This window comes from Caproicibacter fermentans (assembly GCF_009746625.1).
Taxonomy (GTDB): Bacteria; Bacillota; Clostridia; order Oscillospirales; family Acutalibacteraceae; genus Caproicibacter; species Caproicibacter fermentans.
Genome location: NZ_VWXL01000058.1, coordinates 142,238 through 157,930 on the forward strand (window position 1 = coordinate 142,238; position 15,693 = coordinate 157,930).

Annotated in this window: 13 protein-coding genes; 9 read left to right on the plus strand and 4 right to left on the minus strand. The window is 48.8% G+C overall.

What is annotated here, in order from left to right; genetic code table 11:
* Positions 1-6: 6 nt before the first annotated feature.
* Complete coding sequence (locus CAFE_RS11370; RefSeq protein ID WP_066643854.1) at positions 7-1,014, minus strand: glycoside hydrolase family 130 protein; 1,008 nt, start codon at positions 1,012-1,014, stop codon at positions 7-9.
* Positions 1,015-1,731: 717 nt separating this feature from the next.
* Between CAFE_RS11370 and CAFE_RS11375 the strand changes: the two genes are divergently transcribed.
* The 5 genes from CAFE_RS11375 (at position 1,732) to CAFE_RS11395 (ending at position 7,423) form a co-directional block, all read left to right on the plus strand.
* On the plus strand, positions 1,732-3,321 hold the full coding sequence (locus CAFE_RS11375) for an ABC transporter substrate-binding protein (protein ID WP_156990720.1): 1,590 nt from the start codon (positions 1,732-1,734) through the stop codon (positions 3,319-3,321).
* Positions 3,322-3,487: 166 nt separating this feature from the next.
* Positions 3,488-4,504: an ABC transporter permease gene (locus CAFE_RS11380; RefSeq protein WP_156990721.1), complete on the plus strand. Its 1,017-nt coding sequence runs from the start codon at positions 3,488-3,490 to the stop codon at positions 4,502-4,504.
* Positions 4,505-4,509: 5 nt separating this feature from the next.
* Entirely contained in the window at positions 4,510-5,433 is a 924-nt protein-coding gene (locus CAFE_RS11385; protein WP_066643856.1) for an ABC transporter permease, read from the plus strand.
* A gap of 14 nt (positions 5,434-5,447) precedes the next feature.
* The gene (locus CAFE_RS11390; protein WP_066643857.1) at positions 5,448-6,434 is read left to right on the plus strand and encodes an ABC transporter ATP-binding protein; all 987 of its coding nucleotides are present in this window, start codon (positions 5,448-5,450) and stop codon (positions 6,432-6,434) included.
* A complete protein-coding gene (locus CAFE_RS11395; protein WP_330593951.1) occupies positions 6,431-7,423 on the plus strand; it encodes an ABC transporter ATP-binding protein in 993 nt (330 codons plus the stop codon). Before CAFE_RS11390 ends, CAFE_RS11395 begins: the two co-directional genes overlap by 4 nt.
* A 99-nt stretch (positions 7,424-7,522) precedes the next feature.
* Here CAFE_RS11395 and CAFE_RS11400 read toward each other — a convergent pair whose 3' ends face one another.
* A complete protein-coding gene (locus CAFE_RS11400; RefSeq protein WP_156990710.1) occupies positions 7,523-8,899 on the minus strand; it encodes an MDR family MFS transporter in 1,377 nt (458 codons plus the stop codon).
* A gap of 56 nt (positions 8,900-8,955) precedes the next feature.
* Positions 8,956-9,483 (minus strand): PadR family transcriptional regulator, encoded by a 528-nt coding sequence (locus CAFE_RS11405; RefSeq protein ID WP_066643860.1) that lies wholly within the window; start codon positions 9,481-9,483, stop codon positions 8,956-8,958.
* A 225-nt stretch (positions 9,484-9,708) separates the two neighbouring features.
* On the opposite strand from CAFE_RS11405, the gene pstB reads away from it, so the two are divergent.
* From pstB to CAFE_RS11425, 4 genes are read left to right on the plus strand one after another with little or no spacing between them, the layout of a single operon-like run.
* Positions 9,709-10,464 (plus strand): phosphate ABC transporter ATP-binding protein PstB, encoded by a 756-nt coding sequence (pstB, locus tag CAFE_RS11410; RefSeq protein ID WP_156990711.1) that lies wholly within the window; start codon positions 9,709-9,711, stop codon positions 10,462-10,464.
* Positions 10,465-10,509: 45 nt separating this feature from the next.
* Positions 10,510-11,175 carry a phosphate signaling complex protein PhoU gene (gene phoU, locus CAFE_RS11415; protein ID WP_066643862.1) on the plus strand — a complete coding sequence of 222 codons (666 nt, stop codon included), beginning with the start codon at positions 10,510-10,512 and terminating at the stop codon, positions 11,173-11,175.
* A gap of 13 nt (positions 11,176-11,188) precedes the next feature.
* Positions 11,189-11,881, plus strand: a complete 693-nt coding sequence (locus CAFE_RS11420) for a response regulator transcription factor (RefSeq protein WP_066643863.1) — start codon at positions 11,189-11,191, stop codon at positions 11,879-11,881.
* A gap of 18 nt (positions 11,882-11,899) precedes the next feature.
* Entirely contained in the window at positions 11,900-13,654 is a 1,755-nt protein-coding gene (locus CAFE_RS11425) for a HAMP domain-containing sensor histidine kinase (RefSeq protein WP_066643864.1), read from the plus strand.
* A 55-nt stretch (positions 13,655-13,709) separates the two neighbouring features.
* Here CAFE_RS11425 and CAFE_RS11430 read toward each other — a convergent pair whose 3' ends face one another.
* The gene (locus CAFE_RS11430) at positions 13,710-15,650 is read right to left on the minus strand and encodes a fructose-1,6-bisphosphatase (protein ID WP_156990712.1); all 1,941 of its coding nucleotides are present in this window, start codon (positions 15,648-15,650) and stop codon (positions 13,710-13,712) included.
* Between the last annotated feature and the right edge of the window lie 43 nt (positions 15,651-15,693).

Sequence of the window (15,693 nt, forward strand, 5' to 3'; positions counted from 1 at the left end):
TCGCTTTCATTGATCCTTCGGCGCCGGGCAGCTCTTTATATATTCCAGTAGATCGCTGACGGATGCGGTTGCCAGCGCGATGCAGGTATCGGCTCCGCCATAGTACATTTTCACTTTTCCGGACGGTTTATCCAGTACCCACCCGCACGGGAAAACAACATCCCGTACATCGCCCTCGCGTTCATAGCTTTCCTCAGGCCCGAAAATCCATTCATCGCCGCGATGCAGTACTTTCCACGGGTTTTCAAGGTCAAGAAGAGCAAGCCCCAGCCGGTAGATGGAACCGGATGCGGTTCGCTTCACCCCATGGTACAGAATCAGCCAGCCTTCCGGCGTCTCCAGCGGCTGAGAGCATAGTCCGACTTTATTGGCATCCCACCAGCCGCCGCTTCTCGCATTGATCAAAATGCTGTGGTCGCCCCAGTATTTCAAATCGCTGGAACAGGAAACCCAGATGTGGGCGCCCGGCCCGAGGCGAGCGACGTTCCCAATGTGAGTTCCGATGGGCCGGTGGATTAGAATCCATTTGTTTTTAAATTTTTTGGGGAAGAGCGCGGCGTCCTTATCTTCAGGCGGCATAATGGAACCCATTTTTTCAAAATTGACAAAATCCTTTGTCAGCGCCAGCGAGACTGTCGGGCCGGAGCGCGAAAACGAAGTATAAACCACAGCCCAGCGATTCAGTTCATCAATCCGCGAAATCCGCGGATCTTCAATACCCCATGCTTCTTCCGGGTAATCCGGATTTGCTTCCAGCGTGGGACATTTATCTATCTGCCAGTTGGTTACGCCGTCATCGCTTACGGCTTTTGTAAAATGAGAAAAGCCCCGCCGGTCTTCGACCCTCGCAAGAAGAAGTATTTTATCGTTAAAAACAGTTGCTGCCGGATTAAATACGCTGTTGACCGCGTACGGCCAGTCTTTTGCGGTCAGAATCGGATTGTTCGGGTAACGGAGAAACAATTCTTTATAGGTGTTATCGTTGCTTTTCAGCCTTGTTTCAAAATGTCTCATGATGTGCCTCTTTCATGCTCTCTTGAGAGAAATAAAAAGTAAGCCGACCGTAATTGAAAAGCCGATGAAAGCGGCGGCCGGTAATGCAGGCTTTTGATTCAGACGTTTACATCCTTAATTAGTATTAATCCAAAGTAATAAATCATTCCTCAAAATTATAATTGTATTAAACTAAAAAAACGGAAAACGCCTTCAGATTCTGAAGGCGTTTTCCGTTTTGTGAAAAGAAGTATGTGTCCAAATGCTACTCTTGTAATCAATTTTAAGTGAAAATGATGGATCATTAATTCAACTTCCAAAACAACATTTTACAGGCTTTCCATAAAATTGTCAATATAAAACAAAAAATCTTTTTTAATTTTATGTTAAATTGTAAGATTCAATAATAATTTCCTTCTTTTTTTGTAATAATCATTTATTTTCTTATATTTTTAATAAATTATTTCAGTTGTGTTACATTGCAGAGAATTTTTATGCTACATTGAAATTATAGCCCGCGAAAATGAATAAATCTGTTTTAATATTGCAGATGATGAAAGAAATAATGTATGAATTTCTTAATTTTTTTAATTTTGCTCTAGCTGACTATTGATTGAAAAGGTGGAACATGATAAAATGATTTCCAAGGATGCAGAAGGCGTTTGACAAAGATCCGTCAGGCGCCTTCTACTCATAATCTATTATGAAAAATGTTGGGAGTGTTATGAATTGAAGAAAATGAACAAATTGATTGCGTTTGTGCTTGCAGGTGCAATCTCGTTCGCGTCACTTGCAGGATGTGCAGGAAACGGAGCGAGCTCCGCCACAGCTTCCGGCTCAGCGTCCGGGGCGGCGTCAAGCCGGAAATCCGAAGCGAGCGATACCCTGACCTATGCGCAGGGCGCCGAACCGAGAGGATTGGATCCCGCGCTTGTCGACGATGGCGAATCCGCCAAAGTTACATGCAACATTTATGAAGGTCTTCTGAAATACGACAAGGATTCCACAAAAGTCGAACCCTGTCTAGCAAAAACCTGGGATATCAGCGACGATGGGCTTACATACACGTTTCATCTTCAGGAAGGCGTAAAATTCCAGGACGGCACTGATTTCAACGCGGACGCGGTTGTCTATAACATTGACCGACAGCTTCCGCCTAAAGTGACAAAAGACATGTCCTATGCTTCTTTTGTTTACAGCTCAGTGAAAAGTGCCGAGGCGGTAGACGAAAATACGGTAAAAATCACATTGAATTCGCCCTGCACTCCGCTGCTGAAAAATCTGGCCATGGTTTTCGGCGCACCGGTCGTGAGCCCGAAAGCCTTGAAGGACAATAATAATAATGTTAACCAGGCTCCCTGCGGCACGGGTCCTTATAAATTCGTTCGCTGGGATAAGGGCGAAGACATCGTTCTGATCCGGAATGATAATTACTGGGGCGACAAAGCCAAATGTAAAAATGTCGTTTTCAAATTCATTGCAGATAACTCCGCGCGTGTTGTTGCTTTGAATAACGGCGAAGCGGATATGATCGACGGAATCGACGCGACGGTCGTCAGCCAGATCCAGAGCGCAGGCAACAAGCTGTATCAGGCAAAGGGCATGAATACCAACTATATGGCGTATAACGCCAGCAAGGCTCCGTTTAACGATGCAAAACTCCGCAAAGCAATTTCACAGGCCGTTAATGTTCCGGAACTCGTCACGAGTCTGTATCAGGGCTATTCCGAGCCGGCAACCTCCGTCCTTCCGACATTTATTGGCGGCTACGACAAGAGCATTACCCAGACTGCCTATGATGCTGACGCCGCTGCGGCAGTATTAAAGGCCGCCGGGCTGACCCAGGTTCATATGATTACGTATACAAACCCAAGACCGTACAACACCGTAAACGGGCAGGCACTCGCGGAAGCGATTCAGGGTTATCTGTCCAAGGTTGGCGTGACCTGCAAAATTGATTCTTATGACTGGACGACATATAAATCAAAGGTAACCGAGGGCGACTACGACATCTGCTTCTACGGCTGGAACGGCGACAACGGCGACCCGGACAACTTCATGAGCCTGATGTCCGTGGATGACCCCAGCCAGAACGTTGCCCGTTACAAAAATCCTGAATTCAACAAATTAATTGCACAGGGCCTTTCCACTCCCGAAGGCGACGCGCGCAACGCGATTTACACACAGCTTGAGAAAATCGCCGCCGAGGATAATGTATGGCTGACGATTTCCCACGCGCAGAACCTCTGCGGCTATCGTCCGAATATCCATGATTTCTATTATCATGTAACCGGCGATGTTCCGCTTGCAGGTGTTTCGAAAGATTGAAAGAAAGCCTAAATGACACGGCAGCGCCGGGCATTTGCATTGATGCGGTGCCCGGCACAAGCTGTTTGCAGAGAGTACACCTTACCTGAGTTGCCGCAGGGCGTTCGATTTTAAACAGCGGTTTACTGTTCAAAATCGAGTGCCTAAGGCGGAAAGGCTGATGCAAATGATAAAATATATGATCAAAAGAATCTTGATGCTGATCCCTGTATTAATCGGCGTCTCCATCATTGTGTTCCTGATTATGCGCGTGTTTTCTCCAGACCCGGCGCCGATTGTTCTGGGCGAACATGCGACGCAGCAATCCATGCAGGAATGGAGACTGGCAAACGGCCTGAATGATCCGATCTGGCTTCAGTATGTCAATTACATAAAGGATGCGATGACCGGAAATCTGGGAACCTCTTATTATACAAAAGCGCCGGTTACCCAGGAGATTTTTTCACGTTTTCCTGCTACAATAGAACTGGCAATCGCGGCGATCATTTTTGCTTCACTATTAGGTATTTTTCTTGGAGTTGTATCTGCTGTTAAAAAGAATTCTATTTTTGACAACGGCGGAAGGATCCTTGCGCTGATCGGTGTTTCCATGCCGATTTTCTGGCTCGGCATCCTGCTGATCATTCTGTTTTCGGGAACACTGCATTGGCTGCCGTCAACAGGCCGATTAAACCCGCTGTACCAGCCAACGCAGATTACGGGATTCTATCTGATCGACTCCCTCCTGACAGGAAATATGAATGCTTTGGTCGACGCGCTGAGACATTTGGTTCTTCCCGCGCTCGCGCTCGGCATGTATTCCATGGCAATTATTACGAGAATGACGCGTTCCAGCATGTTGGAAAGCATGAGCCAGGATTATATCCGAACCGCCAGGGCAAAGGGGATAACCAATCGGCGGGTGATTCGTAAACATGCTCTTCGCAACGCGCTGATCCCGATTGTAACGGTCATCGGCCTTCAGTTCGGCAGTCTTCTTGGCGGAGCGGTTCTGACTGAAACCGTCTTTTCCTGGCCGGGGATCGGGGCGTATACGGTCAACTGCATTCTGAAATCCGATTTTCCAGTTGTGCAGGGCGTAGTTTTGCTGGTTGCGGTTGTTTATGTTCTGGTAAATCTTGCGGTGGATATTATTTATGCGTTCCTTGATCCCCGTATTAAATACGCTAAGAAGGAGGGGTAGCCTGTATGAACCAGGTGAAAGAAGCAAAAAAGCCGTTACAGGCGGAACGGAACGCGGATAAGCCCGAGTCACAGGTCAAAGCCATGTGGGAAGCTTTAAAAACGAACAAGGCTGCGATTGCGGGAATGTATCTCATCCTGATTCTTACCGTTGTCGCGGTTGTTGTCTGGGCCAGCGAACTGATGGGAATGCGGATTCTGCCGTACGACCCGAATGATTCCGATTTATCCCAGAGCTTTGTCGCGCCCAACAGCCAACACTGGTTCGGAACAGACCAATTAGGCCGCGACATTTTCAGCCGTGTACTTGACGGAACCAAAATCTCGCTGTTCGTCGGAATTGCGGCGGTTGCGATTTCCATGACCATAGGCGTCGTTTTTGGTTCCATAGCGGGATACCGCGGCGGGAAGACGGACACGATTATTATGCGCTTTATGGATATGATGCTTGCGATTCCTTCCATTCTGCTTGCCATTGCCTTTATGGCGGCGTTGGGAAAGGGAATCGACAAGGCGATTATCGCGATCGGCCTGGTTTCAATTCCGGAGTATGCCCGTATCATCCGCGGCAGTATTCTTTCCGCGAAAGAAAACGATTATGTTCAGGCGGCTCGGGTCATCGGCAACAATGATTACAGCATTATATTTAAACATATTCTGCCTAATGTTGTGTCTTCCATCGTGGTTCGCGCGACGCTTGGGGTTTCCTCCGCCATTCTGGATACGGCCGCCCTTGGTTTTCTGGGGCTGGGCGTTCAGCCGCCCTACGCCGAATGGGGCGATATGCTGGGCAGGGCGCGTGGATTTATTTTTTCCGCTCCTTACACACTGGTCTTTCCCGGTGTGGCAATTACGATTACGGTTCTGGCGTTTAACTTGTTCGGCGACGGACTTCGTGATGCGCTTGATCCAAAGTCCAGATTAAGATAAGGCGGTACGGAATCATGTTGCTTGAAGTGAACCATTTAAAAACGGATTTTAAACTGAAAAAGGGAATTGTGCACGCTGTGAACGACGTCAGTTTCGGCATTGAAAAAGGAGAAATCCTTGCGATTGTAGGAGAATCCGGTTCCGGAAAAAGCGTAACCTCGCTTTCCGTCATGGGACTTTTGCAGGAGCCCGGCAAAGTCGTGGACGGCGAGATTTTGTATAAAGGCGAAGATCTTTTGAAAAAGAGCGAAAAGGAACTTCAAAAGATCCGCGGGGATCAGATTTCGATGATCTTTCAGGAGCCGATGACCTCGTTGAATCCGGTCTATCGAATCAAGGACCAGATTATTGAAAGTATTATGACCCATATGAAGCTGTCCCGGAAAGAAGCGCTTGCCCGTACGGTTGAAATGCTGAAAACGGTCGGCATTCCTTCCCCCGGGCAGCGCGCCAATGATTATCCGCACCAGATGAGCGGAGGCATGCGCCAGCGTGTTATGATTGCAATGGCGCTGGCCTGCAATCCGGAGTTGCTGATTGCCGACGAGCCGACAACCGCCCTGGACGTTACGATTCAGGCTCAGATTCTTGAGCTGTTATATTCATTGCGTGAGAGATTTAATATGGCCGTTCTGCTGATTACACACGATCTCGGTGTTGTTGCAGAGGCTGCGGATCGCGTTATTGTCATGTACTGCGGCCAGATTATGGAAGAAGCGGATGTAAAAAGCCTGTTCTCGAATCCGATGCATCCGTATACGCTTGGGCTTCTTAACTCGATTCCGCGAATTGAGGACGAAAGCGGGGAACGGCTTTATATGATCAAAGGCATGGTTCCAAACCCGCTGCATATGCCTCAGGGCTGTCCGTTTTCCGATCGCTGTGACCGCTGCATGGAACGGTGTACCCTTGAAATGCCAGAACTGAAAGAAGTGGGCGGGCATAAGGTGCGCTGTTTCCTCTACAATCAGGAAGCCGGAAAGGAGGCGGATGACCGGTGAGCGATACTCTAGTGGAGATTCAGAATCTGTCAAAGCATTTTACTGTGGAAACCAATTTCTTTGGCAAGCCGACCTCCGTACTGAAGGCGGTGGAGGATGTTTCCTTCACAATTCAAAAGGGCGAGGCGTTCGGCCTTGTCGGGGAATCGGGGTGCGGAAAAACCACGCTTGGAAAAATGCTGGTAAACCTTTACCGGCCGAGTTCCGGGAAGATTTTGTATGACGAAACGGACCTGACTGCGCTGAACGAGAAAGAACGCAGAAAATACTGCAAGGATATCCAGCTGATTTTTCAGGATCCCTATGCTTCCCTGAATCCAAGAATGACGGTCGGTGACATTATTGCGGAACCGATCCGGATTAATCATCTGCTGCCGGAGGGCAAAGTGGAAGACCGTGTGATCGAACTGCTTAACTGCGTCGGTCTTGCACAGCATCAGCGCAACCGCTTTCCCTATGAGTTTTCCGGCGGTCAGCGCCAGCGCGTCGGAATTGCGAGAGCGCTTGCCGCAAATCCAAAGCTGATTGTATGCGACGAACCTGTTTCGGCGCTGGATGTATCCATTCAGGCACAGGTGCTGAACCTGCTGGACGATCTGAAAGATGAGTTTGGGCTGACTTATCTGTTCATTGCACACGGCCTAAACGTGGTCAAACATATCAGCGACCGGGTCGGTGTCATGTACTTGGGAAAAATGATGGAAATCGCCCCCAAAAAGGAGCTGTATTCCAACGCGCTTCATCCTTATACCAAAGCGCTTCTTTCGGCAATTCCACTCATTGATCCTACAAAGAAGAAAGAGCGCATCATTTTGCAGGGAGAGGTCCCAAGCCCGATCAATCCTCCGTCCGGGTGTCGTTTTTGTACCCGGTGCAGTCGGGTAATGGATATTTGCCATCAAGTAACACCAGAGCTGAAAGAGATTATGCCGGGACATTATACGGCATGCCATCTGTACGACGAGCAAAACACATCGGGGCAACAATAAATAAGAACAGCGTCCGCTTAGTTCGGACGCTGTTCTTATTTTATATAATTGGTGAGGAATAAAGGTTTTTGATTTTGGGCGCAGCTGCAATAAAACTTATTAGGATTCCGGAAGCTTTGCGTCGCGCAGGAAAGAAGAAGAGAGTATCCCCAACAGCGCCACTGCGATTCCCACTTGAAATACACGGCTGACTCCGGAAATTTCCCATCCGATCACATTTCGTGCTGTCAGGACTGTTCCAAAAAATGCGCTCCCGGTTGCCGTCCCGATATTTCGAAAAAGGGTTACGGCGGATGTCACTGAGCCGATCCGACATTTGGAGACTGAATTCTGCGCGTTGACATTTCCTACAGGCATATTCATTCCAACGCCCCAACCCATGAGAACGGCATTCAAGATCAAAACGGAGTAACCGGTTGATTTGTCCATGACGGAAAATCGCCACATGCTGAAACCGATTAAGCAAAAACCGATCAATGACCAGATGCGATACTGGTTGGTCCGGGAAATCAAACGCCCAACGATGTTTGCGGCAAGGACCAGGCTGACCATCATCGGCGCCAGCACCAGACCAGAACCGGTTGCGCTCATCTTAAGAATATTCTGTTCAAAATAAGGCAAATAAACGACTGCGCCGATTAAACTCATCTGGTTGAAGAACGATAAAGCCAGAGCCATGTTGATTCTGCGGTCGGTAAAATATTCTGAGGGAAAAATTGGGCTTTTTACCCGGTGCTGCAAAAGAATGAAGATTAGAAGCATCAGGAAGGCAAAAACCGCCATTCCAACGATCCACGGAGAGTTCCAGGGCAGCACGGTTCCGGCAAGGCTGAGGGAAGTCAGAACCGGGAATAAAATCAGAGCAAGGACAATCATGCCGGAAAGATCGGTCTTTTGTTTGATAATCTGCCGATCGTCCGGCAGTGTGAAAAACAAAGCGATAAAAGCAAAGACACCAATCGGAAGATTCAGATAAAAAATCCATCTCCAGCCGAAACGATCCGAAAGGAAGCCGCCGGTCACCGGGCCGATCAGATTAGCGAGATCGTACATGGAGGACACGATTCCCGTATATTTTCCGCGCTCTGCCGGCGGAAACAGGTCCGCGATGATCGTAAAGACTCCCGCTACGATGACGCCGCCGCCTGTTCCCTGCAAAGCACGGAATAAAATCAGTTCCGGCATGTTTCCGGACAATCCGCACAGAGAAGAGCCTGCCAGAAACAGAGCGATGCCGCATAGAAAAACCGGTTTATGTCCGCGTAGATCTGAAATAGTGCCTGAAATTGGAATTGCAATGGTTGAACACAGAAGATAAGACGTGAAAGGCCAGGCGTAATACGCTTTTCCGCCGAGATCACTCACAATATTTTTCATGGCGGTACTAAAAATGGTGGAATCCATGGCATAGATCAGCAGGCTCGCCATTAAGCCGGTAAAAATCGGACTCAGACGTTTGATCCTTGTTTGACTCAATAATTTCACTCCTATATAAGATATTAGTGTAGAGTATACTATGTGGGCATAAAAAATCAGGAATTAGACTCCTTGATTTTTTGAAGATAGGCTTCGGTCCAACGGCAGAACAGCCGATACATATCCTGATATAGCCCGATAATAGCAGCCGCTTCCGGGAGATCTTCATTATGCCGGAGAGAATCATTCAGATTCGTCAGCGAATTGTTCAGGTTTTCAATCAATTCTTCCATCAGGCGTGCTGCGTCGGAGCGGTTCAGCTTATTCAGGTGAGCTACAAGGGTGGTGAAATCAATGTAGACAGTACCGGGGTTTTGAGCCAGACGTTCCATTAAGTTAAAAAAGTATTTGCGGCCTTTTTCATTGACCGTATAAATGGTTTTTTCAGGCATTTCGCCGTCCCGTACGACTTCGGCGTCAAGATATCCCCGCCGATGCAGATTGATGAGATTTTTATAGATGGCGGGTGTGCTGATTTTAGTCCAGCGACGAATATTCATGGATTCCATTTTCTTCTTCATCTCATAAGCGTTCATCGGCTCTTTGATCAGAATGCCGAGAAGCATAATATTAACGGTTGACATCTGGGCCTCTCCTTTCTACTGGTATACTTTACACTAACAGTATAAATCTTTTTGCAGAGAAGATCAACACTTTTTTGAATCATTTGATTTAAACCCTCTGTAATCCTAATTTAACGTAAATTTAACATGATTCAAATAAAATAATAATGCACTTTTATGCCCGGTTCTCATTTGGAATCGAACAATTCGGAATAAATCATCCGAAGAAAGGGTACATAAATCAGTATGGAAATAAAATTGGTTTTAAAGGATCTTAATCTGTACTACGGAGATTTTCAAGCGCTAAAAAATATTTCGCTGGAAATTCCCAAAAATCAGGTCACCGCTTTCATCGGCCCCTCCGGCTGCGGAAAATCCACCTGCCTTAAAACGATCAATCGTATGAACGATCTGGTGGAGAACTGTCGGATTGAAGGATTAGCCGCGATCGACGGCGAAGATATTTACAGTCCGCAAATGGATGTCACTTTACTTAGAAAGAGGGTTGGAATGGTATTTCAAACCCCGAACCCGTTTCCAATGACGCTGTATGACAATATTGCCTACGGCCCGAAAATTCATGGAATACGATCGAAAAGGCAGCTGGATGAAATCGTGGAACAGTCCCTTCGCAGCGCCGCGTTGTGGGATGAGGTGAAGGACCGGCTGAAAAAGTCCGCGCTGGGCCTGTCGGGCGGGCAGCAGCAGCGGCTTTGCATTGCAAGGGCCCTTGCGGTGGAGCCGGAAGTGATTTTGATGGATGAACCGACCAGCGCGCTCGACCCGATTTCAACGCTGAAAATTGAGGACCTGATGGATGATCTGAGAAAAAAATATACGGTGATTATTGTTACTCACAATATGCAGCAGGCCGCCAGAATCGCGGACAGAACCGCGTTTTTCCTGCTTGGAGAGATTGTGGAATACACCGACACGGTCGAAATGTTTAACCGGCCGAAGGATGAGCGGACGGAACGGTATATTACCGGCCGCTTCGGCTGACTTGCTTTTTTGCGGCTTTCAGTGATACTATAAGGAGGATGAACCATGCCGAGAAAAATATTTGACAGGGAATTGGAAGATCTGATCTCCAGAATGACGGAAATGGGCAATGCGGTAGACCGGAAAATAGAACAGACAATTTCCGCGTTAAAGACGATGGACCTTGAGCTTGCCGCTGAAGTTGCTGGTTCCGACAATGAAATTGACCGAATGGAGCACAGCATTGAAAAAAACTGCATGGAATTGATTGCGTTGCAGCAGCCGATCGCCGGCGACCTTCGCATTATTGCCGCCTGTCTCAAAATCTTAACGGATATTGAGCGCGAAGCCGATCAGTGCGCGGATATTTGCGAGATTCTTACAGTCGGGGAACTGAACACGAACAGCCTTGCAACTGCGCATGTGGTTCAGATGCTGGAGACGGCCAGAAAAATGTTTCGCCGGTCGATGGATGTGTTTCTCAGCCGGGAAGTTGAAGAAGCGAGAGCTGTCTGCAGGGCTGATGATGAAGTTGATTCGATGTTTTCAAAGATTATTCTTGAGGTCTGTACAATTATCACGGAGAATCCGCAGAATGTCATGCGGGAAGTCGATCTTCTTTTCATCTCAAAATACGCGGAGCGTATGGGCGACCACGCAACCAACATTGCCGAATGGGTTATTTTTATGGAAACCGGAGTCCATCCCGATCTGAATGAGGGCGAATTATAAGCGGGAGGGTACTATGTCGCTGATTTATGTTGCCGACGATGAACCAAATATCAGAAACATTGTTTCAATCGGCCTGAAGGACAGCGGATTTGAAACGGAAGAGTTTGCGGACGGGACCTCCCTACTGAACGAGGTAAGGAGAAAACGTCCGGATGCGATTGTTCTGGATTGGATGATGCCGCAGCCGGACGGATTGACGGTTTGCCGCATTTTGCGGGAAAACGAGGAAACTCATTCCGTTCCGATTTTAATGCTGACGGCAAGAGGAGAGGAAATCGACCGGGTGCTCGGCCTTGAAATCGGGGCGGATGATTATATCGTGAAACCGTTCAGTATAAAAGAACTCTGCGCTCGCGTCAAGGCGGTTTTGCGCCGAACCGGCCGCAGGGAAGAACCGCGGGATGAAGTCTTTCGCCACGGTTCTCTTGTTGTGGACGTTCTGCGTCATCAGGTTTCACGCGACGGCAGGCCGATCGACCTGACCGCGAAGGAATTTGACCTTTTGGTCATGCTGATGAAAAATCGGGGCAGAGTGATGACGCGCGATTCCCTTCTGGACAAGGTCTGGGGCGTGGAATATTTCGGGGATACCCGAACGGTCGATGTTCATGTGCGCTATCTGCGCCAGAAAATAGAGGAAGACCCGGACTCTCCCGTTTGTATTCAGACAGTCCGGGGAGTCGGGTACCGATTTTCCGAGGATTGACCGGAAGGGGGCCGCAAATTGAAAAAAAGGCTGATTGCAATTAACGCGGTCATCGTGATTATCGGATTCACGGTAGCATTTGCCATTGCGGGTATGAAGATACAAGCGCAGTACCGTATGGAATTTACAAACCGTCTGGACACCGCCCTTGCAATTCTTCAGACGCGGAAAGAAGATATTTTGCAAAACCCAAAAACTGTTGCGGAGAATGTCGGCAAAGAGCTTTCTCAGTCCGGACAGCAGATTCGGATCAGCATTATCGATCCGTCGGGGAAAGTAGTAGGAGACAGTGCAAAGGAAGAAATTGACCAGAACCACTTAACAAGGCCGGAAATCCAAGCGGCTCTGCACAGTGGCAGGGGATACGATACCAGAATGAGCGCAAGTGTTCAGCAGCGGTATTATTATGAGGCAATTTATCTTCCGGGCGACTTTTATCTGCGGGCGGCGCTGCCGACGGCCGAGCTGGATGCCGCACTGAAACGCCTGTGGATGACGGCGCTGCTCAGCATGCTGCTGGGAATCGCGGTGGTTTGCGCTCTGACGGGATATTTGGTATACCGGGTGACGGAACCGCTTCAAAAGCTTTCGGCGGCTGCAAAACAGATTTCCGGCGGGGACTACTCCTGCCGGGTGGACGGCAGTTTCCGGGATGAGGTGGGGGAACTCGCCCTCTCCTTTAACCGGATGGCGGAGAGTACGGAGAACGCGGTCGCACAGCTGAAAAGCCAGCAAAAACAGCTGGAAGGCGTGCTTCAGGGAATGAACGACGGGGTGATCGCCGCCTCGAAAGACGGTACGATCCTGTTCCTGAACCAGAGCGCGGGCCGTTTGCTTAAAAATCCCTCCATATCCGCGGGAAGAAAGCTGGAGGGCAGCTTGCTGATTAACCGGATCGCCGAAAGAATGAAAGCGGCCCTTCGGGGGGACTCCTTCGACAAGCAGAATATTGAGACCGAGGACGGAAAACAGTATTCCATTTATACGGCGGTGATTCCGGGACAGAGAGACGCCGCCGCGCTGGCGGTAATTACGGATGAAACCAGAATCCGTAAGCTGGAGCGCCTGAGGAGCGAATTCGTCGCAAATGTCACGCACGAACTGAAAACTCCGCTGACTTCGATCCGCGGCAGCATCGAGCTCTTGAAAAGTACAAACCGGGATGAAAAAACGCGTCTTTACTTTTATGACGTTCTGGATATTGAAGCGGAACGGCTGCAGCACCTGATTGACGATATGCTGGTTTTATCACAGATTGAAAACGCGAAGGAAGATCCGTCGGCCCGCCCGTGCGTGGTGGCGAACGCAGTTGAAAAATGTGTTTCACGATTAAGGCCGGTCGCGGAGAAATCCGGAATTGCAGTTCAGATTCAGGTGGATCCTTCTCTGATTGTATCCTGTTCACCGACCAGACTGGAGCAGCTCATCGGCAATTTGATCGAAAACGCCATTAAATATAATCGCCCGGACGGACGGGTCGATATTATTGGTGTGCGGCAGAGAAAAACAGCGGTCATTCGCGTGAAAGACACCGGAATCGGAATTGCGCCGGAGCATTTTGGAAGGCTGTTTGAACGCTTTTACCGTGTGGATGCCAGCAGATCCCGGGAAATTGGCGGAACAGGCCTCGGCCTTTCCATTGTGAAGCACCTGGCCGTTTTGTATGGCGGAGAAGTGGGCGTGGAAAGTCAGGCGGGAAAAGGAAGCACCTTTACCGTCAGACTTCCTCTTGCGCAGGATGGGTCGGAGAAAAGCGCTTTAAAGACGATATGAGACTGAAATCTAAAAAAGGGAGGGAACAGCGGCCGGCCGCTGTTCCCTCCCTTTTCTATGTATTTTCTTTGATGACACCGTTGCGATACGATTGAAGAAGCGCGGAAAGCTCCTGAATCTGAGAATTCAATTCGACTCCCGTGTCGGTATCCGCGACCGTGACGCGCTGTTTAATAGCTTCCACAACCATCACCTTCGGCGAATCCTCCCCGTAAAGAGTACCCGGTTTTAAGGGCTGATGCTCGGCAAGAGCCAAATAACGGGAATTCGCAATAAAAGTATAACCGCCGATCCCCGTCTGCTTCTGGTAGGACTTCGAAATGCCGCCGTCGATCATAAACAATCGCCCTCCGCCCTTGACCGGATTTTCGCCCTGCTTCAGTTTTACCGGTACATGGCCGTTTATAATATGCGAGTCGGCAGGATCGAGACCAAATTCCCGCAGTATTTTTTCACATGGTTCGCGCTGCTCGATAAAATGATAATACGGATTCATTTTTTCCTCATGGGTTGCCGGGGCCTCAATAAAGTATCTTTCAAAAGTGGACATTTTACTCTTTCCAAACAACGGGGATTTGACTCCACACCACAGGTACCACATCATATCCTGCGCGTTTTCTCGTTCAGGGGTGCCATCCGGGGCAAAATAGGCCTCTCTGACCACGGAGTCGAGATATTCCAGAAGCTCCCGGCCTTTTCTTTTTCGGCCGCCAAGTCCTACCGTGTCAAATTCGCCGTCTTGAGTCATGGGGATGCAACCGTGATAGAGGAGGTTTGAATTCATGCGCAGATACATGCTGCCGTGCGAATAAAGAAAGCGAATGTGCTTTTGAAGGCGCTCGCTGTGACGAAACGAATAGGTGATCGCCTTCATCAGTTCTTTTTCCTCTTTGGTCAATTCCAATGGTTTTTTGGGGTCGACCGTGGGGAACGATTTATCCCGAAGCGGGTAAACGGTTCCGTCGAGATGGATCATGCCGTTTTCAAAATCAATCTGCTTTAAAAGAAGACGGCTGATCATTTTATATTCCGGATGCTTTTCAATCAGCTGCCCCTCCAGTTTAAACTGGATGACGGCGATTGCCTTGTGCATTTTGGCCGCAAGAGGAAGATCGACGGGATCGTAGAGATTTTCGTCCAGAATATGCGGGGTAAAATATTCGCACGGGTCGTCTCGGTAAACACGTTCTGCGAAAGCGGAGAGAGGTCTCAGATTAATCCCGTATCCATCCTCCAGAAGGTCAAACGTATTGTAGCTGATTCCCAGCCGGACAACGTTCGCCATCAGCGCTCGGTTGCCGGAGGCGGCTCCCATCCACGAGATATCGTGATTGCCCCACTGAATGTCAATGTCGCGAAAATCTCCGAGCGCGTCCAGAATGGAATCAGGACGGGGACCGCGGTCATAAATATCGCCGATGATATGCAGCCTGTCGATCAAAAGCTGCTGGATGAGATTGCATAAAGCGGTAATAAACTCCACACTCATGCCCGTCTGCACAATCGACTTGATGATTTCACTGTAATAATGCGGCTTGTTTTTGCCGCCGTCCGCGTGCAGAAGCTCGTCAATAATATAGGCAAAGTGTTCCGGAAGCTTTTTTCGAACCTTGGAACGCGTGTATTTTGACGCCGCTTCTTTGCAGACTTCCACCAGCCGGTAGATCGTGATGCGGCACCAGTCGTCAAATCCTGATTCGCGTCTCGCGGCGCGGGCAAGTTCCGGTTCCGGATAATAAATCAGCTTGGCAAGCGCCGTGCGTTCCTCCTCGGAAATTGACTGCTCAAATAATTCGTCAATTTTTTTTCTGACGACGCCGGAAGCGCTTTTTAATTGAAACAGGAATGCCGCGTGTTCACCGTGCAGGTCGCTGAAAAAATATTCGGTTCCTTTCGGAAGGCTCATGATCGCGCGAAGATTGATAATTTCAGAAGCGGCCGCTTCGGCGTCCGGGTATTTTTTGGCAAGCAGCTTTAAATAATGTTCATCAGTCATCTGATTCTCTCCCATTCATTTTTCTCGGCTTCTTTATTCCGTA

Coding starts and splice junctions, on each gene's coding strand:
- CAFE_RS11370 (WP_066643854.1), bottom strand. CDS start 1,014: ATGAGACATTTTGAAACAAGGCTGAAAAGCAACGATAACACCTATAAA.
- phoU (WP_066643862.1), top strand. CDS start 10,510: ATGCCGAGAAAAATATTTGACAGGGAATTGGAAGATCTGATCTCCAGA.
- CAFE_RS11405 (WP_066643860.1), bottom strand. CDS start 9,483: ATGTCAACCGTTAATATTATGCTTCTCGGCATTCTGATCAAAGAGCCG.
- CAFE_RS11390 (WP_066643857.1), top strand. CDS start 5,448: ATGTTGCTTGAAGTGAACCATTTAAAAACGGATTTTAAACTGAAAAAG.
- CAFE_RS11385 (WP_066643856.1), top strand. CDS start 4,510: ATGAACCAGGTGAAAGAAGCAAAAAAGCCGTTACAGGCGGAACGGAAC.
- CAFE_RS11380 (WP_156990721.1), top strand. CDS start 3,488: ATGATAAAATATATGATCAAAAGAATCTTGATGCTGATCCCTGTATTA.
- CAFE_RS11420 (WP_066643863.1), top strand. CDS start 11,189: ATGTCGCTGATTTATGTTGCCGACGATGAACCAAATATCAGAAACATT.
- CAFE_RS11430 (WP_156990712.1), bottom strand. CDS start 15,650: ATGACTGATGAACATTATTTAAAGCTGCTTGCCAAAAAATACCCGGAC.
- pstB (WP_156990711.1), top strand. CDS start 9,709: ATGGAAATAAAATTGGTTTTAAAGGATCTTAATCTGTACTACGGAGAT.
- CAFE_RS11375 (WP_156990720.1), top strand. CDS start 1,732: ATGAACAAATTGATTGCGTTTGTGCTTGCAGGTGCAATCTCGTTCGCG.